This window comes from Paenibacillus canaveralius (genome assembly GCF_047238265.1).
Classification (GTDB): domain Bacteria; phylum Bacillota; class Bacilli; order Paenibacillales; family NBRC-103111; genus Paenibacillus_F.
On record NZ_JBDFMM010000001.1, the window covers coordinates 1,145,818 to 1,164,857 of the forward strand.

Sequence of the window (19,040 nt, forward strand, 5' to 3'; positions counted from 1 at the left end):
AGGGGCAGATCATATGACATTAAGCGGAGTGCCGGAACCGCGCATCGCTTTTGCGCCCAAGCATTACTTGTGCAGGCGAGCCTCCGGTCCGCTGGAGCTGGACGGGCGGGTCGACAAACCGTTCTGGGAAGCGGCCGAATGGACGGAAGATTTTACGGATATCGAAGGAGACGCCAAGCCGCAGCCGTCCAAACGGACCCGGGTCAAGATGCTCTGGGACGACCGGTATTTCTATTTTGCGGCGGAGCTGATGGAGGACCAGATTTGGGCGACGCTTACGGAGCGGGATTCCGTCATTTTTCACGACAATGATTTTGAGATTTTTATCGACCCCGACGGGGATACCCACCAGTATTATGAATTCGAAATGAATGCGCTCAATACGGTTTGGGATTTGCTGCTCGTCAAACCTTACCGGGACGGCGGGCCGCCCGTAAACGGCTGGGATATTCGCGGGCTGAAAACGGCCGTCCATATAGACGGGGAGCTGAACAACCCGGGCGCGGACAACCGGAAATGGACGCTGGAGGTGGCGATGCCCTGGTCCGCTTTGCGGGAGTGCGCTCCGGAAAACCGCCCGCCGGTCCGGGGAGAATTCTGGCGCGTGAATTTCTCGCGGGTGCAGTGGCGGACGGAGATTGCAGACGGCTCTTACCGGAAAATGCTCGATCCCACAAGCGGCAAGCCTTATCCCGAAGACAACTGGGTCTGGTCTCCGATGGGCATCGTCAACATGCATTATCCCGAGCTTTGGGGCTATGTCGTCTTTGCGGACGGGGAGGGTCCGGAAAGCTTTACGCTGCCGGACGATGAACGCGTAAAGTGGGAGCTGCGGAAGCTGTATTACCGGCAGCGGAATCATTTCGAACAATCGGGTGTTTTTATAAGCGATGTGAAGGAACTTCTAGGATCTGAGCCTTGGAGCCTTATTCCGCAGGTGGAGACGACGGCCAGAAGCTTTCAGATTTGCGCCGCCTCCGCCGACGGCAAAGCTGTCTATGTGATCCGCGAGGACGGGAAACTGTGGAAGGAGTGAAGAGCAGATGAACGCGAATACGAATCGGAACATAAAGCCGTTGGAGAAGCGGAATATGGAAGAGCGCCGGGATGAGGATGAGAACCGGAATGAGGGCGGGGCTGACCGTCCGGATGTCAGGCTGAATAGGGAAGGAAGGGAGCAGACGGCCCCCGTCTCTCATAAAGCGGTTTTTTCTCTGGATGCCGAAACGCTGGCGGAAGTACAGAGAAAATTTAACATCAAACGGGAGCTTGCCGGGGCTAAGGAAGAGGAGCTTTTCGGCGTATTCCGGCAGGAGCTGAACGAAGAAGAGGCGTGGGCGCTCAAATTTCTTATCGCGTATATGCCTCTTAACGATTTGGCGGATTATGACGGCGCTTTGTTCCTCAGCCATGTCCGCACGACGCTCGACATCCGCGCCAAAATACCTTGGGGCAGGCGGGTGCCGGATCATCTGTTTCTTCATTTCGTGCTGCCTCTCCGGGTGAACAGCGAGAATCTGGAAGACTGCCGGGGCGTTCTTTACGGGGGAGCTGGCGGAGCGGACGAGGCATTTAACGATGGAAAAGGCGATCCTGGAAACCAACTACTGGTGCCACGAGAAGGCCACTTACGTCGGAAGCGATCTGCGGACGATCTCGCCGCTGACGATGCTGAGAAGCGCGCAGGGACGCTGCGGGGAAGAGTCGACGCTGGCGGTGTCGGCGCTGCGGAGCATCGGTATTCCCGCCCGGCAGTGCTACACGCCCCGCTGGGCCCACTGCGACGACAATCATGCCTGGGTGGAGGCATGGGCCGACGGGCAGTGGCATTTTATCGGCGCCTGCGAGCCGGAGCCTGTACTTGACCGGGGCTGGTTCGACGCTCCAGCACGGCGCGCCATGCTGGTCAACACCCGGGTGCACGCCAACTATCCGGGACCGGAACCGGTTACGCTGGCCGAGGAGTGGCTGACGGAAATAAACCTGCTGGAAACGTATGCGCCCGTGCGGACGGTAACCGTTGCCGTGAAGGATGAGGAAGACCGGCCGGTTGAGGGCGCACGTGTTCTTTTCCAGGTTTATAACATGGCGGAAATGTACCCGATCGCCATTCTTGAGACCGATTCCGAAGGGCTTGCCGCGTTCAGAACGGGTTGGGGTGACCTGCTTGTCCGTGCCGTCAAAGACGGCCTGTGGGGAGAAGAAAAGCTCTCCGCGGCGGGCAGTTCCAATCATGTGCTGACTATCCGGAACGCTCCGGTGCCGGAAGGGACACAGGATGTAGACATGGTGCCGCCTCCCGAGCGGGAAGGAGAAGCCCGGACCGATGTTTCCGGGGAGATGCTGAAGCTGCACCGGGAAAGGGAGCAGGAGGGAACCGCGGCCCGCAAAAGCTTCGAGGACACGTTCCTCGGGGAAGAGGACGCCGCGAAGCTGGCCGGGGAGCTCGGACTTCCCTCCGAGCGGGTGTGGAGCGTGCTGCGCAAGGCCCGGGGAAACAGCCGGGAAATCCGCGATTTTCTCCGGGAGCGGACAGCCGCCTACGGATTGTGGCCTCTCCGGCTGTTGGAAAGCATGAGGGACAAAGACATGCTGGACACGTTCCGGCCGACTTTGGACGATCATCTTCTGCATGCCTTGAAATGGGCGGATTCCTGCGAGGAGGACGTGTTCGTCCCGTACATTTTATGCCCGCGGGTGCACTTCGAAATGATTGGACCGTACCGGCGTCTCTTCGAAGAAGCCTTCACGGAAGAGGAGGCTGCCGCATACCGGGAGGACCCCGCGGAACTTGTTCGCCGTTTCGACGCCGAATTCGAGGTGCGGGATGACTTGACGAATCTTCCGGGCAGGGCTTCCGCCGCAGGCAGTTTCAAGCTGAAGAAAGGCGACCGCCTATCCCTCGATATTCTGCTGGTCGCCGTTTGCCGCAGCCTCGGCATACCGGCCCGGCTTCATCCGAATAATCAGAAGCCGGAGTATATGCGCAGCGGCGAATGGATCAACGCCGGCCGGCGTGAAGAGAACGCTGCGCAGAAAGGGACGCTCCTGCTGCTTTCCCGGCCGCTCGGACCTGGAGAGACAGCCGAAGGGACAGCAGAGCCGGAAGGGCCGGAAGGCCAAGCCGTGCGGCTTGCGAACCGGCCTGACGGGCGGTCAGGCGAAGCGGATCAGCCTGCCGGTGAACTCGGCGCAGCGGGTGAGACAGCCGGGCGGCCGAACGAAACCGTGCACGGCGGGGCTGACGTTCAGCCGGATACAGCTGTGCCGGAAGAGCCTGGTGCGCATTCAGTCCCGGGGACGACTGGAGATTCTTCCGCAGCACCCGCTCCGGAGGCTGCCTACTTCCAGAATCTGACCCTGGCCCGGCTGGAGGACGGTCTTTACCGGACAATCGTCTTCCCCTACGGCAAGAACGATCTATACGGGGAGCCTCTTGAACTGGAGGCCGGAAGCTACCGGATGACGACGGGTACGCGGCTCAAGGACGGGACGGCATGGGTCCGCTTCCGCTATTTCGCCGTGAACCCCGGCCGGCAGACGGAGCTTGCGCCGGATTTCCGCACGGCTCCGTCGGCTGTTCCCGTATTGGGATCCGTGGACGGTCGTACCCTTTTCGCCAGCCTGGAGGCGGAAGGAAGAGCCCGTACGCTTGAAGAGCTTGCGGACGGACGCGCCGTTCTGGCGGCTTGGATCGAACCGGAAAGGGAGCCTTCCAAGCACCTGATCCGTGAGCTTACAGAGCTTTCGGATTCGTTTGCGAAAGCGGATGCAGCCGTTATAATGGTGGTAGGCGGCGAGAGAGCGGTTTCATTCGATCCCGCACGTTACGGCGGTCTGCCTGCGGGAACTCGTTTTGTCCGGGACGACGGTTATGCCTCCCTGGATGAGTTTGCCGCGAGACGTCCGCTGCCTGACGCGGGTTTCCCGCACGTTTTCGTTGTAGACCGGAAGGGACAGATCCGCTACACCCAGTCCGGGTACAAAGTGGGGTCCGCCAGGGAAGCTTTGAAAATTTTCGGAAATTTGTGTGAGAACGATTAGGAGGAAAACGCCGCAATGAGCAAACCTTATGTAGTAGCAGGCTATGTCGTCGATGCCGGACTCCCGGACGTAACCGGGGAAGATCTCCGCAAACTTACCCATTTGAATGTGGCTTTCGGCCACGTCCGGGAGGATGCGATCAGCATCGGCCATCTTGCGCATCTCGACCAGCTGACGCGTTTTAAAACCGTCAATCCGGAGCTCGTTCTGCTCCTGTCGGTCGGCGGATGGGGGGCCGGCGGATTTTCCGAAGCCGCCTCAACCGAAGAAGGGCGGAGACGGATGGCGCAATCCGCCGTGGATATCCTGCAGGCGCACCCGTTCGACGGAGTTGACCTGGACTGGGAATATCCCTGTTATTCCGCCGCAGGCATCCAGTCAAGCCCTGACGACAAAAGGAATTTCACGCTGCTTCTGCAGACGATCCGTGAAGCGTTAGACGAACAGGGACGCAAGGACGGACGCCGTTACCTGCTTACGATCGCAGTGGGGGCCGACCAGTATTATCTGGACGGTACGGAGATGGATCAGGTGCACCGTTATCTCGATTTTCTTCAGGTGATGACATACGACATGCGGGGCGGCTTCCAGGTTCTCACGGGACATCATACGAATCTTTACAATTCGACGGGAGACTTGTTCCGAATCAGCACGGAGACGTCGATTAACCTGTACCTCGGCGCAGGCGTGCCGCGCGATAAAATCGTGGTCGGCGCCGCTTTTTATTCCCGCCAGTGGGAGAAGGTGCCGGATGCGGCAAACGGGCTTCACCAGATCGCCGGAGGCTCGGGCGGCTACGGGCCGGATTTTACGACGCTTGCAAACGATTATATTGACAAAAACGGCTATGTCCGCCATTGGGACGAGGAAGCGAAAGCGCCTTACCTCTTTAACAGCAGCACGTTTATCACCTACGACGACGAGGAATCGCTGCGTCATAAGTGCCGGTATGTCGAGGAACAAAGCCTGGCCGGCATCATGTTCTGGGAGTACGGATGCGATAAAACCCGCCGTCTGCTGGACAGCCTGCATCAAGGCTTGCATAAAACGGTTGACAGCGCTTCAAACTCCTTTTAAAATCAATAACAAACAACGTAAATTCACATAAAACCACACAAAAGCAGGTGGCGCACGTATGGCAAAAACGATTGTCCTCGTATTGGACGGACTGCGTTACGACGTCATGCTCTCATCCATGGGCTATTTGAATCATCTGGTGGAAAAATCGCAGGCCGCTCTGTACAAGGTGAAATCGGAGCTTCCGAGCCTCTCCAGGCCGCTTTACGAGGTGCTTCTGACAGGGACGCCCAGCTACATAAACGGGATTACGGCCAACCATGTCGTCAGGCTGTCCCGTTTTCCGAGCGTGTTTCATCTGGCCAGACAGCAGGGCTTGACGACAGCCGCGGCGGCGTATCACTGGGTGAGCGAGCTGTACAATTCGGCGCCGTTCGATTATGTATCCGACCGTATCCAACACGACGAGAGCAAGCCGATTCAGCACGGCATGTTCTACTATGAGGATAGTTATCCGGACTCCCATCTGATCGGGGATGCCGAGTATTTGCGCCGGACGCATGACCCGGACTTCCTCTATATTCATCCGATGAATATAGACGATGCGGGCCACAAGTTCACGTCCGATTCCGCCCGCTACCGGGGCCAGGCTCTGCATATGGACGGACTGCTCGCCGTTCTCCTGCCCGTGTGGATGGAACGGGGCTATCAGATTCTTATCACATCTGACCACGGCATGAACGAAGACGGGCATCACGGGGGAACGGGAGAGGCGGAGCGGGATGTAGGTCTCATCGCCATCGGAGACCGTTTCACACCCGGCGTGTACACGGACAGTTACCTGCCGCAGCTGGCGGTCGCTCCTTTGATCTGCTCTCTGCTCGATATTCCGGTGTCCGCCCATATGTCGGACATACCGGTGAAGGGCTTCCGCAAGTAGCGGGAAGGGATTTTTCCGCACATCGGCGCCGCAAACAAAACCCTGCCTGTCCGGCTCATAACCGGAACGGGCAGGGTTTTTGTTTATGGTTGGTCCAGAATCAGACGCGATTTACAGGCTCGAAACCTGTAGATGTAAGCTCCACCACGAATGCTAAACTCGGCTCATATGCCGTATTCTGCTGGTTTACTATCATTTATTTTTTTGTGCGTGGGAAAATGAGCCATCCAATTAATAATAAAATGCCTCCGAAAATCGCGATCGCTATTGGAATCATTGTCGCAAAAGGGTTGCCGGAAGCATAATTGATATCCGAGTAATACCCTATCATGGGGGTACCGCTATTTTTAATCAAATAAGTATCTAAAGGATCGGCCGAACGGTTCTCGTCAGTCACATGTTTGACGGTCATTTTTTGTTGATTATCGATATAATATATATTCCAACTGGCTTGTTCCTCTATGGTTTGCACAATTGCCGCCCGATCATTTATATGATTTTTATGGATATTGAAGACGTTTACCCAAACACCGCGAGTATAATTCCCGTCTTTTGCAGGTGCAACATCTGCCGAGCCCGAGAGTTTTTCCCCGTTTAACAGTATCTCCAGCCGTATAAGATCGCCCTTGGGTGTATCAATAACCTCTACAGTATTGTTGTTTATTTCCAAAGCATTTTTAGTAACATCTTGTTGAGTGATTGTAAAAGTCTCGTTTAACAAGTGTTGAATTTCTTTCTCTTTGTACATGAAATATAAAGGTTTGCTTGCAGCCAAAATTATCATTATACCCAGTACAATTAAAAAAACGGAAGTGAATTTCTTCATAAGTACAGCCGCCTCTATTAACTATCGTAGGAATGTTAGTCATTTCATCGTAACCTATGTATTTGGAGGATAGTAGTTCTATTTTTAATGGGTCTTAATTGTTCGGATGAGAACCGCAGTAAAAAAACTGCCTGACCGAGGCCTCTATGCCGTTGGTCAGACAGGATTTTGTTGACTGGACAATGACTGTTTCCTCGCCGTCCAATCTCTTCTACATAAACTTCCGGTGGCTCTTCTTCCCGTCGTACGAAAACAACACCGCTTTGTCTTCCACCACGCTTTGCAGGTAGACGGGTTTGCCCCACAGCCGGTACAGGTAGGGCAGCGTTTTTTCCACGTATTTCAAGTCAAGCTCGACGCCTTCGTACGAGTGCCGCAAGTACAGCTCGCCGTTGCGCTGATAATCTCCGTCGTAGACTTCCAGATAAGGAAAGCCGCCGTTCACGCGGGAATAGACGAGCTGGTCCCGGATATTTTTCCAGGTCTTGTCGGTGATCTTCCATTCCGGCCCCTTTTTCTCAAACACGTACAGATCCAGGTCTTCGACCAGCTCCTTGGTCATGTAATTGCGGATAAAAGACGTGTCCGAATCGAATTCGCGGACCTCGAAAATTTTACTGCGGCCTTCGCCGCCCCGCCGTCCGTACTTTTCCCGTTCTTCGTCTTTCGGTTTGTCCCAGCGCTTCTCGATATCCTCGAAAATTTTGAGCCCGAGGTAGTAGGGGTTAAGCGTATGCCTGGACGGCTGGACTACACCCGAATTCAGCTTGGAGTATTCGATCGTCTCCTCCTCGGTCAAATCCAGTTCGCGCAGAATACGCTGATGCCAGTAAGAAGCCCAGCCCTCGTTCATGATTTTGGTTTCCATCTGCGGCCAGAAGTAGAGCATCTCGTCGCGCATCATCGTCATAATATCCCGCTGCCAGTCCTCCAGATGGGGTGCGTTTTCTTCAATAAACAGAAGAACGTCCTTCTCCGGCTTCGGCGGAAAACGTACCGGCGGGCTTTCATCCTCATCGGATTCGGTGTCATGCCCTTCCAGATCCCACAGGTCTTCGTAGCCGGTTTTCGGTCTGCCGTTGCGGCCCATCTTATCGCTTTCCTTGTCGTCCTGTTCGTCCGGTTTCCTGCGCCCAGGCTTCGTCAAGCTCGGATCGACGTGCTCCTGCACGGCCAGCACGCAGTCCAGAAACTCCTCGACCCGCCGGGTTCCGTACTCGATCTCGTATTGGCGCACCCGTTCGGCCGTAGCCGACATGCTTTCCACCATATTGCGGTTGGTGCGGGAGAAGCGCGCGTTGTTTTTGAAAAAATCGCAGTGGGCGAGGACGTGCGCAACGATCAGCTTGTTCTGGATAAGCGAGTTGCCGTCGAGCAGGAAAGCATAGCAGGGATCGGAATTGATGACCAGCTCGTAAATTTTGCTGAGCCCGAAATCGTATTGGGTTTTCATCTTGTGAAACGTTTTGCCGAAGCTCCAGTGCGAGAAACGGGTCGGCATTCCGTAAGCCCCGAACGTATAAATGATATCGGCGGGGCATATTTCATAGCGCATCGGATAAAAGTCGAGGCCGAATCCTTCGGCGACTTCCGTAATTTCCGCTATCGCATGTTCAAGCTGACGGATTTCGTCCGGTGTCAAATGAGTTCGCCTCCCTCGGTTCGGGGTGTGAAGAAAGATCGGAGCGCCTTGTACACTTCGGATTTTTCCCGGATGATGTAATGCATGAATTTCGGATGATGAATATTGCGGTAAGCGGACATGAGCGTGGAACTGCGGTTATATTGGTTGACTTCGCCGTAGCCGAACATGTTGGAACGCTCCATCAACTGTCCGATCAGCTTCACGCAGCGCTCGTTGTCCGAGGTGAGGTTGTCGCCGTCCGAGAAATGAAACGGATAAATGTTATACTGCTCCGGCGGATACCGGGAGTCGATGATGTCCAGCGCGGTCTGATAAGCGGAAGAACAAATGGTGCCGCCGCTTTCGCCTTTTGTAAAAAACTCCTCCTCCGTTACTTCCTTCGCTTCCGTATGGTGGGCGATGAACACGATTTCGACATGCTCATACTTCGTCCTTAAAAAACGCGTCATCCAGAAGAAAAAGCTCCGGGCGATAAACTTTTCAAAAGATCCCATGCTCCCTGACGTATCCATCATGGCGATAATGAGGGCGTTGGAATGGGGCTTTTCCACTTCGTTCCACGTTTTGAAACGCAGATCGTCCGGCGAAATGCCGTGAATGCCGGGATCGCCCTGCGTGGCGTTGCGCCTTAAATTTTCGAGAATCGTCTTCTTCTTGTCGATGTTGGACATGATGCCTTTCTTGCGGATGTCGTTGAAAAGCACTTCCTTCACCGAGAAATTTTTCTTATCTTTGCGCTGCAGGAACGGCAGTTCCAGTTCCTCGAATAGCAGCGCCTGCAGCTCCTCGAACGAAACCTCGGCTTCGTAATAATCCTCGCCCGGCTTGTCGCCGGCTCCTTCGCCCTTGCCGCCTTTGGAGGAAGGCTGGGGGTCTACGCCGAGAACGTCGCCGACCTGGCTGTCGCCGTCGCCCTGCCCGACGTGTTTGCTTTTCTGATAGTTATATCGGAACCGGTACTCGTCGAGGGAGCGTATCGGAACTTTGACAACCTGCTTGCCGTTGGACAGAATGATGCTCTCATCGGACACGATGTCGGGCAGATTCTGTTTGATCGCATCGCGGACTTTTTCCTGGTGTCTCGTCTGGTCCTGGTAGCCTTTGCGGTGAAGTGACCAGTCCTCTCGGGAGACGATAAACGAAGAGTCTGTCATGATGGGCACCTTCCTTGTGGAATATGGGGCACAGTTTGGCCTGTTGTTAAGTAAGTATATTCACGGGAAGGGACGATATGTGATCGGGAACGAGATAAAATGTGAGGAAACGGGAAATACGCCTGACGACACGCCGGGTTAGCAATAAAAAAACGATATGGTATACTGAAAGCATTACGATTGGAAAAGAGGGAATCCATTGATCGATCATATCGTGCTTGTAAAATTCGGCGAATCCACGACGGAGGAGCAGCTTCAGGACGTCATCTCCAGATTTAAAGCGTTGAAAAACCATCTGTCCGGCGTCATTGACCTGCAGGCGGGTTTGAATTTCTCCCCCAACAGCCAGGGGTACCAGCTGGTCCTTTCCGTCCGTTTCGAGAACCAGGAAGCGCTGGAAGCTTACGGGCCTCATCCGGAGCATCAGGCGGTTGCCGCTTATATCCGCGAAGTCGGACGTTTGGACAGCATTGTGGTGGACATCCGTATCTGACCGAAGAGCGGAACCGAAGACATAAACGTACATACGAGAAGCCGTGTGCCGGATGGGTACCGGCTTCCTTTTATAACCGGGGAAGGCCATTTAAATACGAGCAGAGGAAGGAAGGATCCGTCTATGAAAAAGAATCGTCTGGGGCAAACCGAGCTGTTTATAAGTGAAGTGGGGCTCGGCTGCATGTCTCTGGGGACAGAGGAGAAGAAAGCGGTCGGGCTCGTCCATAAAGCTCTGGATCTGGGCGTGACGTTCCTCGATACGGCCGATTTGTACGACGAAGGACGCAATGAAGAGCTCGTGGGCATAGCCCTCCGGGGACGCAGATCCGAGGTTGTGCTGGCGACGAAAGTCGGAAACCGGCGGATTCCGGGACAAGAGGGATGGACGTGGGATCCGTCCAAAGCGTATATCAAATCGGCGGTAAAAGACAGTCTGAAGAGGCTGCAGACCGATTATATCGATTTGTACCAGCTTCACGGCGGAACGCTGGAGGACCCCATCGACGAGACGATCGAGGCCTTCGAGGAGCTCAAGGAGGAAGGGCTCATCCGCCATTACGGAATCTCGTCGATCCGTCCGAACGTCATCCGCGAATATGTGAAGCGCTCGGGCATCGTCAGCGTGATGAGCCAATACAGCATCCTGGACCGGCGGCCGGAAGAAGAGGTGCTGCCTCTGCTTGAGGACAAAGGCATCAGCCTGATCGCCCGCGGTCCGGTAGCCCGGGGTATTCTCACCGCAAGCGGTGAAGAAAAGGCCGCGCGGGGCTATCTCGATTACAGCGCGGAAGAACTGCCGGAGGTGCGCCGACTGCTGCTTGAACGGGCCGGTGCCGACAGGGACCCCGGCCATATGGCCATCCGCTACGCGCTTGCCCACCCGGCGGTAGCCGCCGTCATCCCGGGAGCCAGTTCCCCGGAGCAGCTCGTGCACAACGCGGAAGCGGGAGCGGCGGCTCCTCTGTCCGCGGAGGAACTGGAGGAGATCCGGCGGATCTCCAAGGCGTCCCGCTACGAGCAGCACCGCTAGAAAAATACGTGCCGAAGTTTCCATTCATTCATTGCGCTCAGCCAGATATTCTATCTGGAGAGACGACAAAATGAGGTGAATGGGAGTGGCTGTCGGTCCGGCGCGGTATTTTGCAGGAAAGCCGGGGGAGCGGGACAAGCACCTGGCGCGCCGGGCATCAACGGCGAACGATCCTGGCGAGGCAAGTCCAGCCTATGGTATTTCAGACCGCCGGGCGACTGTCCGCCTTGGTGTAATCCGTCTTTTGTCGGACGTTACAAGCTTCCCTGTTTGTACAAGCCGGCGGCCGACGAGTGCCGGACGTATAGCACGTTTTGATTTCGCTCCATAAAAAAGTCCCCTGCGCACAAGGGACCCGGCGGAAGCCGGTCGGAAATTTATTTCCTGACCGGTTTTTTGTTTGGCCGGAAACTTAGTGCGAGGGGAGTTTTAGTAGGGCTGTGTCAGAAGTGGACGCGAAGATTCATGCCGCCTCTGGCCTTCTGTTTCTGCAGCAGGCATGTCCGTCCGGGACGGGAAGACGCTTGTTGTTGGCGGCAAGCCTTCTCGCTGCGCTGCGGTTATTGTGTCAGCAGGCGGCTCAGTCCGCCTTTTTTTGGAGCGGAACGGTCCAGTCTGCGGCGCCGATCCAGCTTGCATTGCTGAACTCCCGGCCGCGTACGCGAACCTCATGCTCGTAAACCTGGATATACATGCCTTGAGACAGGATTTTGGAGCGGCTGCGCCCTACGGTCGAGTTGCTGAACCAGTGAAAGGTCGCGTGCCGGTTGTAATGATTGGCCGTAAAATCGCGGTGCGTATGGCCTGAGAAGACGAATACGTTGGGATAAGGGGCAAGAATGGCGCGGAGCTCGTTGGCCCGGATTACCCGGTGGGTGCCTCCGTCGGAGCCTTCCTGCGGAAGAGGCTGGTGAATCATGACGAGAACGGGAAGATGCTTCTCCCGTTTCGCCAGCTCGGCTTTCAGCCAGGCCAGACTGGGCATCCGAGTACCAGGCTCCTTCGCCGACTTCGGGTTTTTCCTGTACATAAGCTTCCTGGGACAGCAGAAATACCGGAATCCCGCCGGCTTCAAACTTGCCGTAAGGACGATCGGTTTTCATAAAAGTCTGGAAACGCTGCCTCGACTGGGCATCGGTTTTACCGTTGGGCTGTGTTTCCGTGGCAAAGCTTCCTTTGCCGTCAATCCAGATGTCATAATAATCGTGATTGCCCATGTTCGCGTATAAAGGGGGGAGTTTGAAGCCGCCGAGTACGCTTTTGAGCTGTTTGTAGTCGTTATCCGAACCGTACTCGGTCAGATCTCCTCCCAAAATTAGCGCATCCCCGGGATGCTCCGCTTTTATGAGATCGGCCAGCGCTTTTTTCAGCTTCTCGGACGTCCCGGAATCGTAAGGGGTGACATGCAGATCGCTCAGCAGCCAGAAGGACGCGAGCATCTTTCCGGGGCCTGCTGGGGTCGGATCGGGAGCGGCGGACGGTCCGGTGGATGGCGGTGTCAGCCCGAAGCCCAGTTCCTTGGACGCACCGCGGGTAAAAAAGGAGTAGAAAGCGGCGGCACCGAGAGAGGCCGCCGCAAAAGCACCCGCAAGGGAGCGGAGAAATTGCCGTCTGTTCATGTCTCACTTCCGTTCGGAGATAGTTGTGCCGGAGCACGGAGTCTCCCTACTCATACGGATTACGGGCGGATCGGTTACACCTGCGGTGAGGAAAAGCGGCTATAGGACCGCCTTTTCAAAAGCGCGCCGTATTCTGCGTATCCCTTCGACGATTTCGTGCTCTCCTATTGAGGCGTAGGTGAGTCTGAAAAAGCCTTTTTTCATGCCGTAAATGCTTCCGGGCCACAGCATGACGCCTTCTTTTACAGCCAGGTCGACCAATTGTTTGTCTTCCAAAGGCAAATTTAGCTTGAGCCAGACGTAATATCCCCCCGGTGCGTTCTGATTTCCGCCAAAAACGGATGCATACGGAGAAAGCTCGCGCTGCAGCGCGTTCAGCATAGTATTTCTTCTTGCCGTCAAAGCTTCGCGGATGGAGATCAGGGATGGAACGGACGAAGGAGAGGTTACATACAGCTGAGCGAGCCGTTCTCCGGCGTGACTGGAGCTGTAGCCCATGCGGTTTTTGGTTTCCGCGAGTTTGGCGATTACCGGCGGGGGAGCCACAATCCAGCCGGTACGCATGCCGGGCGTCGAGATTTTGGACAGCGTTCCGAGGTAGATGACAATCTTGTCCCCTTCGGGCAATGACTTTAAAGGCGGGACGGGCGGCGAGCCTGACAAATGAAGCAGGCCGTACGGATCGTCTTCCACGAGCGGAAGGCGAAGCTGCTCGCACAGATCGATGAGCTTGGCGCGCCGTGCCGGGCTGAGCGTCGTGCCTGTCGGATTTTGATAGGTGGGATTCGTAAAAACCATGCGGATATTGTGCTTGTGGACCAGACGCGGAAGTTCGTCCGGAATCAGGCCGTGTTCGTCCACGGGAAGCGGAAACATGCGGATACCGGATGATGAGAAAACCTGCATGGCATAGATATAGGAAGGTCCTTCGAGAGCGACTGCGTCTCCGGGCTGGAGAAGGGTGTTGGAGATGAGCTGGAGCGAATGCTTCACTCCTGCCGTGACCAGGATGCTTTCGGGAGAGGCTGAGATGCCGGACCGGGTTTTCATAAAATCGGACAGGGCGGCCCGCAAGGCCGGTTCCCCGCGGTTATCCGAGAAGTAGCTGTACGCCTGCGTGTAGTCGATTTGAGACGCGAGTTCGCCGAGGAGCTCAAGCGGCATCAAATCGGGGGCCAGCTCCCCCTTGATCATGTTCACGATGCCGGGTATGGAGGCGGCTTCGCCGATTTTGTCGGTTATGGCCGCATTGGGATTGAAGAACCGCCGTCCCAGATAATGATCCCAATTCGGCGCGGTCTGGACGGTAGTTTCCCAGAGGCTTTCGCTGACCCGGGTTCCGCTCCCCTGCACCGAGTAAACCAGACCCGTAGCCCGGAGTTCTTCATATGCGGCCGATACGGTGCTCCGGTTGACGGACAATTGGAGCGCAAGCTCTCTTTCTGTCGGAAGCCGGGTGCCTGGCGAGAGCTCTCCTTTTAAGATCTGTTCCTTGAAATACGTACAAATTTGACGAAATATAGGGGTGTGGTCATAAGGCCGCGGTTTCCAGCTCATATTCATGGCTAACCCTCCTTGTTTCGTTTATTATACCCCATGAGGGGATTGGATGGGGAAAAAAACTGGGATTGGCTGGTGTGTCTACATAATTTAGGCGATATACTGAACTTACTTGCTACTACATGACAAGGGTGAAAGGAGTTAGATGCGATTGCTGTTCAAAGAGCAAAAATATGCCTGGTTTCTTCTGGCATTCTTATGGGTGTTCGGTTTTGTCGGATCTTTGGGCAGGTTCGTCATGGCGTATTACCAGAAGGACATTTCGGAAACGCTGGGCGTAGGACGAAGCTTTCTAGGGGCCACCTGGTCCACGGCCATTTTTATCGGCGCAATCAGCGCTCCGCTCGGGGGCTGGCTGATCGACAAAATCGGCTACAAGAAAGTGATGATTTATAGCGCGATCGCCAACCTGCTTTCCCTGGCTATCGTTCTGCTTTTCCGCAATCCAATCGGTTATTTCCTCGGGTTCGGATTGATTACAGGCATAGCGGGTATAGGGGCCTCGGCCAGCTATGTGCTGGTCGCAAACTGGTTTAAACATCACCGCGCCAAAGCGTTAATGATCATTGGCAGTGCCGGCTCTCTCGGATTGGCGGTGCTCACTCCAGTCCTTGTCAGCAACAAAAGCTGGCTGAGCTGGACAACGGTATACACCGTGCTGTTTATTATTTCGCTCGCGTTTATCCCCTTGATTTTATTGATTGTCCGTTCCAACAAAGAGGCAGCCGAAGAAGAGGCGCCGGCAGCATCCGTACAGGACACATCGTCTCCTACAAATAAGGAACCCGGTGAAGAACAGCCGCCGGCTCCCGCAGAACCTGTCTTTTCCCTGAAGAAAATGTCGGAAGGCTTCAAGGCTTTCCTGCTTTACCTGACCCGCCCGGTTATGCTGGTCATTATGTTCGCCCTGCTTACCTGCGGTATCAGCATGGGTACCGTCGAAATGAACCTGATGGCCATTCATCAGCTGGCTCACGTGCCGGATGTGATGATGTCTTCGTCCCTGAGCCTGCTGGGACTTCTGGAACTGGTTGGGGGCGTCACGTTCTCCATTCTTCTGGACTACATGCCGCGTGTAAAAGCACTTGCTTACTTATATTTCTTCCGTATTGCCGCTTTCGCGATCCTGTTCTTCCACTTCGATTATTCTCCTATTCTCTTTTCGCTGATTTTCGGAGCGACCTATCTCGGCGCTGTGCCCGGAGGTATTCTCGTTGCCGGAGAAGCATTGAATGAAGGAAAGAAACAAATCGGACTTCAGACGGGGATTCTCCTGCTCATTCATCAGCTTGGCGGAGTTATCGCGGCAATTGCCGGGGGATTCAACTTCGACCTTGCGGATAACTATCAATTCCTGATTGCTGCCAACGCCGTTTTCAGCTTAATCGCCGCCGCGGGATATTTCGTCCTTTACCGCAAAGGAATCGGGGCGAAGAAAACTCCTGTTCTTACCGGCGAGGTCGGCGCCTGACCAGTAACTTTCAAGAGAGGCGGGGAAAGGCCCCGCTTCCGCTTGACAGGCGGTTTAAGTCCGGCTTTACGATTACATTTCGTAAGAGATCCTGCTTGGATATTTCTGTGCCGTCGTTTTCTATGATGTGCGCTGGAGATATATAGTCTATGACGCAGCATGAGAAGGTGAAGAAAGCGAGGTGTCGACATAGGCAGCCCTTTTTTTTAAGCACAAAATGGATATTAATAGAAAACCAAGGAGTTGATATTAAAATATGAAAATAATACCAAGGTACGATGAGGATTTTTTTAACTGTGTGGAGAGTCATTACGTCAGCTATTGGAAAGCAGAAGGCATTCCGGTTGAATATATGTTTTACGGCGCTTTGGAAGATACCAGTAACGTCTACGATCATTTTATCGAAAAAAGGGACAACCGCTGGCTATTTCACGACAAAAAACACGTTTTAGACGATATTCATCATTTCGGCCTGACATTACGCCAGGAGAGAATCGAAACGTTTCAAGAAGCGGAGCCGAAAATTATCGAAGCGCTGGATGAGGGGAAAATCGTATTTTTCTTCATCGACGGGTACTACTTCAAACACCGCACCTTTACTTATCTCCAAAAGCATGAAGCCCACTGCATGATGATCTCCCAACTCAGCCACGAGGGCGGAAAGAAATGGTTCATCCAGGACCATGCCCAGCCGGATTTCTTCGACTATTACCCCCATGAAACGGTTGAAAAAGCTTATGACGATAATCCCGTAGAACAATTTGTCAAAGAAATCATGATTTTCGACATCGACCGCGAACGAGCGGCCAATCCCGAACTGGACCAAATCAAAGCGAAATTCGAGCTGTGGGTTCACGAATGCCGCGACGATTTTAAAATTTACCAGCAGGCTGTCGATTTTCTGGAAGCCAACCGTGAAGACTTCTCCAAGGCAGAAGAAGAACTGGAGGCGTACCAGAATGCGTTTTTCTTCCTTTACAGCTCCCGGCTGCTGTTCAGCCGATTCCTCGATGCCATGAACATTGAAACCTCCATCCGCGACTCTTTAAATGAAAGCATCCAATTGACCGACAGAATCCGCAAGCTGATTACCAATTACAAAATTCTCGGGAAAATCAGTGTTCCCAAAATTACAGAAGCATGCGGCAGACTCTACGAAATTGAAACTCAAATGATCCAGACCCTTAAAGAGAAACTGCTGGCACAGAAAATATAGGAGGAATCAATTTTTATGAATCCAATTGAGCAGAAAATCAGAGAAATTCTTACACAGTCGGACATCGCCGTCGACCAGATCGGAAGCAATGACGATATGACAACGATGGGGCTAAACTCGTTAACCCTGATTAAATCGATGCTGGAGATCATTAAGTTTTACGATCTCGAAATCGACGAGGAAAGCGTGGAATTTTACAACATTAAAACGATTCAGAACATGGTGGACTTCGTGTCCGCGAATGTGGCCGAGAAAGCCAACGCTTAGCCAAAAAACGGGATTTTAAATAAGGAAGGGGCATTCATTTTAATGGAAAACAAAGCAACAGGAACAGCAAAAAACTATGATGTTATCGTAATCGGGGCAGGAATCGCGGGAACGATTCTATCCGCAATCCTGGCCAGACAGCAGATCAGCGTATTGGTTATCGATGCGGCGACTCATCCGCGTTTCGTTATCGGGGAATCCATGATTCCCGCTACGTCTTTTATGATGCGGATTATGGCCGAGCGCTACGATGTGCCTGAAATCATGCACTGCAGCACACTTCCGTTTGTTCAAAATCATATCACATCGAATTCCGGAACAAAACGCAATTTCTCGTTCTTTTATCACCGTGAGGGACAAGCCCAGAATCCGAAAGAAAGCACGCAGCTGCCGGTTCCTAATATCCCGTACGGGCCCGAAGCTCACTTGTTCAGACAGGACACCGATGCTTACATGATGGCGGTAGCCATTAAATACGGCGCCAAAGTAAAGCAGAAGACGATGATCACCGATATCGATTTTCACGAGGATGGCGTTAATATCAAAACGACGGCGAACGAAGAGTTCAGCGCCAAGTATATCGTGGATGCCAGCGGTTTCAACTCCGTATTGGCGAAGCGGCTTGGCCTCCGTGAAGAGCCGTCCCGGATGAAAACGAACTCCCGGTCCCTGTTCACACACATGGTCGGCGTGAAACCGTTCGACGAAATTACAAATAAAGATGAGCACAAGCTCCCCAACCGGATTCATAACGGTACGCTGCATCATATCTTTGACGGCGGCTGGCTGTGGGTCATCCCGTTTGACAACAACGCGAAATCCACGAGTATCCTATGCAGCGTCGGTCTTCAATACGACCTGAATCGCAATCCGGACAACGTTCCGAGCAAAAAGCCTGAAGAAGAATTTGCCGACTTCCTCGAAGCTTACCCCGATGTCAAAAAACAATTCGAAAACGCCAAACCGGTAAGAGAGTGGATCTCAAGCGGCGGCCGGCTTCAATATTCCGCAAGCAAAGTTATCGGCAAACGTTTCTGCTTGCTGGCACATGCTTCCGCCTTTATCGATCCGCTGTTCTCCAGGGGTCTTGCCATCACGACGGAAACGATCAACTCGCTTGCCCAGCGCTTAATCGACGCCGTAAGGGAAGACGACTTCAATGAAGAGCGCTTTGAACCGGTTTCCCGGATCATCCAGCAATCTTATGACACCAACGACCGCCTCGTTTCCTGCTCGTACACCGCTTTCCGTGACTTTAATCTCTGGAACGCCTGGTACCGCGTATGGGCGCTTGGACAAGCTTTTACCTCTCTTCGCCTGACTCAGGTTCTCTCCAAATTTTACAAAGAAAGAGACATGCAAATTTTGCTGGATATCGAGAAGGCTCCTTTCATCGGCTCTTTATGCGTGGATTTTGCGGAGTTCCAGCCTCTGTTTGAAAAGGTGGCCTCGACGGTGGAAGCGGTCCGCGATCACGGGCTTTCTACGGAAGAAGCGACTAAGCGGATTTACGGCTATTACGAAGAAGTGCAGAGCTTTATTCCGGATCAGTATGAATTTTTGAACCCGGACCGGCGTTTCATTTCGAAGATGGACATGCTTTCCCTTTATGAAGTGGTTATGTGGGGAGCGCAGCAGGCGCCGGAAACGATCCGGAAACTGTATTTCGATATCGACGAATCTTTCCTGAAGGGAACGAAGGAGCCCGCTTCCAATGAGGTTCCCGTTGCGACGGTATAGCGTCGGGGGGCCGTAA

At 54.0% G+C, this 19,040-nt stretch carries 15 protein-coding genes and 1 pseudogene; 10 read left to right on the top strand and 6 right to left on the bottom strand.

The window, feature by feature from the left end:
- Window positions 1–13 precede the first annotated feature (13 nt).
- From ABC395_RS05185 to ABC395_RS05200, 4 genes are all read left to right on the top strand, one after another.
- Complete coding sequence (locus ABC395_RS05185) at window positions 14–1,036, top strand: carbohydrate-binding family 9-like protein (protein ID WP_413001256.1); 1,023 nt, start codon at window positions 14–16, stop codon at window positions 1,034–1,036.
- Window positions 1,037–1,578: 542 nt separating this feature from the next.
- The gene (locus ABC395_RS05190; RefSeq protein WP_413001258.1) at window positions 1,579–4,044 is read left to right on the top strand and encodes a transglutaminase domain-containing protein; all 2,466 of its coding nucleotides are present in this window, start codon (window positions 1,579–1,581) and stop codon (window positions 4,042–4,044) included.
- Window positions 4,045–4,059: 15 nt separating this feature from the next.
- A complete protein-coding gene (locus ABC395_RS05195) occupies window positions 4,060–5,121 on the top strand; it encodes a glycoside hydrolase family 18 protein (protein WP_413001260.1) in 1,062 nt (353 codons plus the stop codon).
- 58 nt (window positions 5,122–5,179) lie between these two features.
- On the top strand, window positions 5,180–6,001 hold the full coding sequence (locus ABC395_RS05200) for an alkaline phosphatase family protein (protein WP_413001262.1): 822 nt from the start codon (window positions 5,180–5,182) through the stop codon (window positions 5,999–6,001).
- Between the two features lie 196 nt (window positions 6,002–6,197).
- On the opposite strand, the gene ABC395_RS05205 is transcribed toward ABC395_RS05200, so the two are convergent.
- From ABC395_RS05205 to yhbH, 3 genes are all read right to left on the bottom strand, one after another.
- On the bottom strand, window positions 6,198–6,827 hold the full coding sequence (locus tag ABC395_RS05205) for a hypothetical protein (RefSeq protein WP_413001264.1): 630 nt from the start codon (window positions 6,825–6,827) through the stop codon (window positions 6,198–6,200).
- 211 nt (window positions 6,828–7,038) lie between these two features.
- Window positions 7,039–8,469, bottom strand: coding sequence for a SpoVR family protein (locus ABC395_RS05210; protein ID WP_413001267.1), 1,431 nt, complete (start codon window positions 8,467–8,469; stop codon window positions 7,039–7,041).
- Window positions 8,466–9,626: a sporulation protein YhbH gene (gene yhbH / locus ABC395_RS05215; protein ID WP_413001269.1), complete on the bottom strand. Its 1,161-nt coding sequence runs from the start codon at window positions 9,624–9,626 to the stop codon at window positions 8,466–8,468. Before yhbH ends, ABC395_RS05210 begins: the two co-directional genes overlap by 4 nt.
- Before the next feature lie 199 nt (window positions 9,627–9,825).
- Here yhbH and ABC395_RS05220 point away from each other — a divergent pair, with 199 nt between their 5' ends.
- Both ABC395_RS05220 and ABC395_RS05225 read left to right on the top strand, forming a co-directional pair.
- Window positions 9,826–10,119, top strand: a complete 294-nt coding sequence (locus ABC395_RS05220) for a Dabb family protein (RefSeq protein WP_413001271.1) — start codon at window positions 9,826–9,828, stop codon at window positions 10,117–10,119.
- A 123-nt stretch (window positions 10,120–10,242) separates the two neighbouring features.
- The gene (locus ABC395_RS05225; protein WP_413001272.1) at window positions 10,243–11,151 is read left to right on the top strand and encodes an aldo/keto reductase; all 909 of its coding nucleotides are present in this window, start codon (window positions 10,243–10,245) and stop codon (window positions 11,149–11,151) included.
- A 580-nt stretch (window positions 11,152–11,731) separates the two neighbouring features.
- On the opposite strand, the gene ABC395_RS05230 is transcribed toward ABC395_RS05225, so the two are convergent.
- From ABC395_RS05230 to ABC395_RS05240, 3 genes and pseudogenes are all read right to left on the bottom strand, one after another.
- On the bottom strand, window positions 11,732–12,136 hold the full coding sequence (locus tag ABC395_RS05230; RefSeq protein ID WP_413001274.1) for a metallophosphoesterase family protein: 405 nt from the start codon (window positions 12,134–12,136) through the stop codon (window positions 11,732–11,734).
- Between the two features lie 58 nt (window positions 12,137–12,194).
- Window positions 12,195–12,770 (bottom strand): annotated as a pseudogene (locus ABC395_RS05235) (metallophosphoesterase family protein); the annotation flags it as partial.
- Window positions 12,771–12,869: 99 nt separating this feature from the next.
- Window positions 12,870–14,333: an aminotransferase-like domain-containing protein gene (locus tag ABC395_RS05240; RefSeq protein WP_413001276.1), complete on the bottom strand. Its 1,464-nt coding sequence runs from the start codon at window positions 14,331–14,333 to the stop codon at window positions 12,870–12,872.
- Window positions 14,334–14,475: 142 nt separating this feature from the next.
- On the opposite strand from ABC395_RS05240, the gene ABC395_RS05245 reads away from it, so the two are divergent.
- From ABC395_RS05245 to ABC395_RS05260, 4 genes are all read left to right on the top strand, one after another.
- Window positions 14,476–15,801, top strand: a complete 1,326-nt coding sequence (locus ABC395_RS05245; RefSeq protein ID WP_413001278.1) for an MFS transporter — start codon at window positions 14,476–14,478, stop codon at window positions 15,799–15,801.
- A 256-nt stretch (window positions 15,802–16,057) separates the two neighbouring features.
- Window positions 16,058–17,017 (top strand): hypothetical protein, encoded by a 960-nt coding sequence (locus tag ABC395_RS05250; protein ID WP_413001280.1) that lies wholly within the window; start codon window positions 16,058–16,060, stop codon window positions 17,015–17,017.
- A 15-nt stretch (window positions 17,018–17,032) separates the two neighbouring features.
- The gene (locus ABC395_RS05255) at window positions 17,033–17,284 is read left to right on the top strand and encodes an acyl carrier protein (RefSeq protein WP_413001282.1); all 252 of its coding nucleotides are present in this window, start codon (window positions 17,033–17,035) and stop codon (window positions 17,282–17,284) included.
- A 42-nt stretch (window positions 17,285–17,326) separates the two neighbouring features.
- Entirely contained in the window at window positions 17,327–19,024 is a 1,698-nt protein-coding gene (locus tag ABC395_RS05260) for an NAD(P)/FAD-dependent oxidoreductase (protein WP_413001284.1), read from the top strand.
- Window positions 19,025–19,040 lie beyond the last annotated feature (16 nt).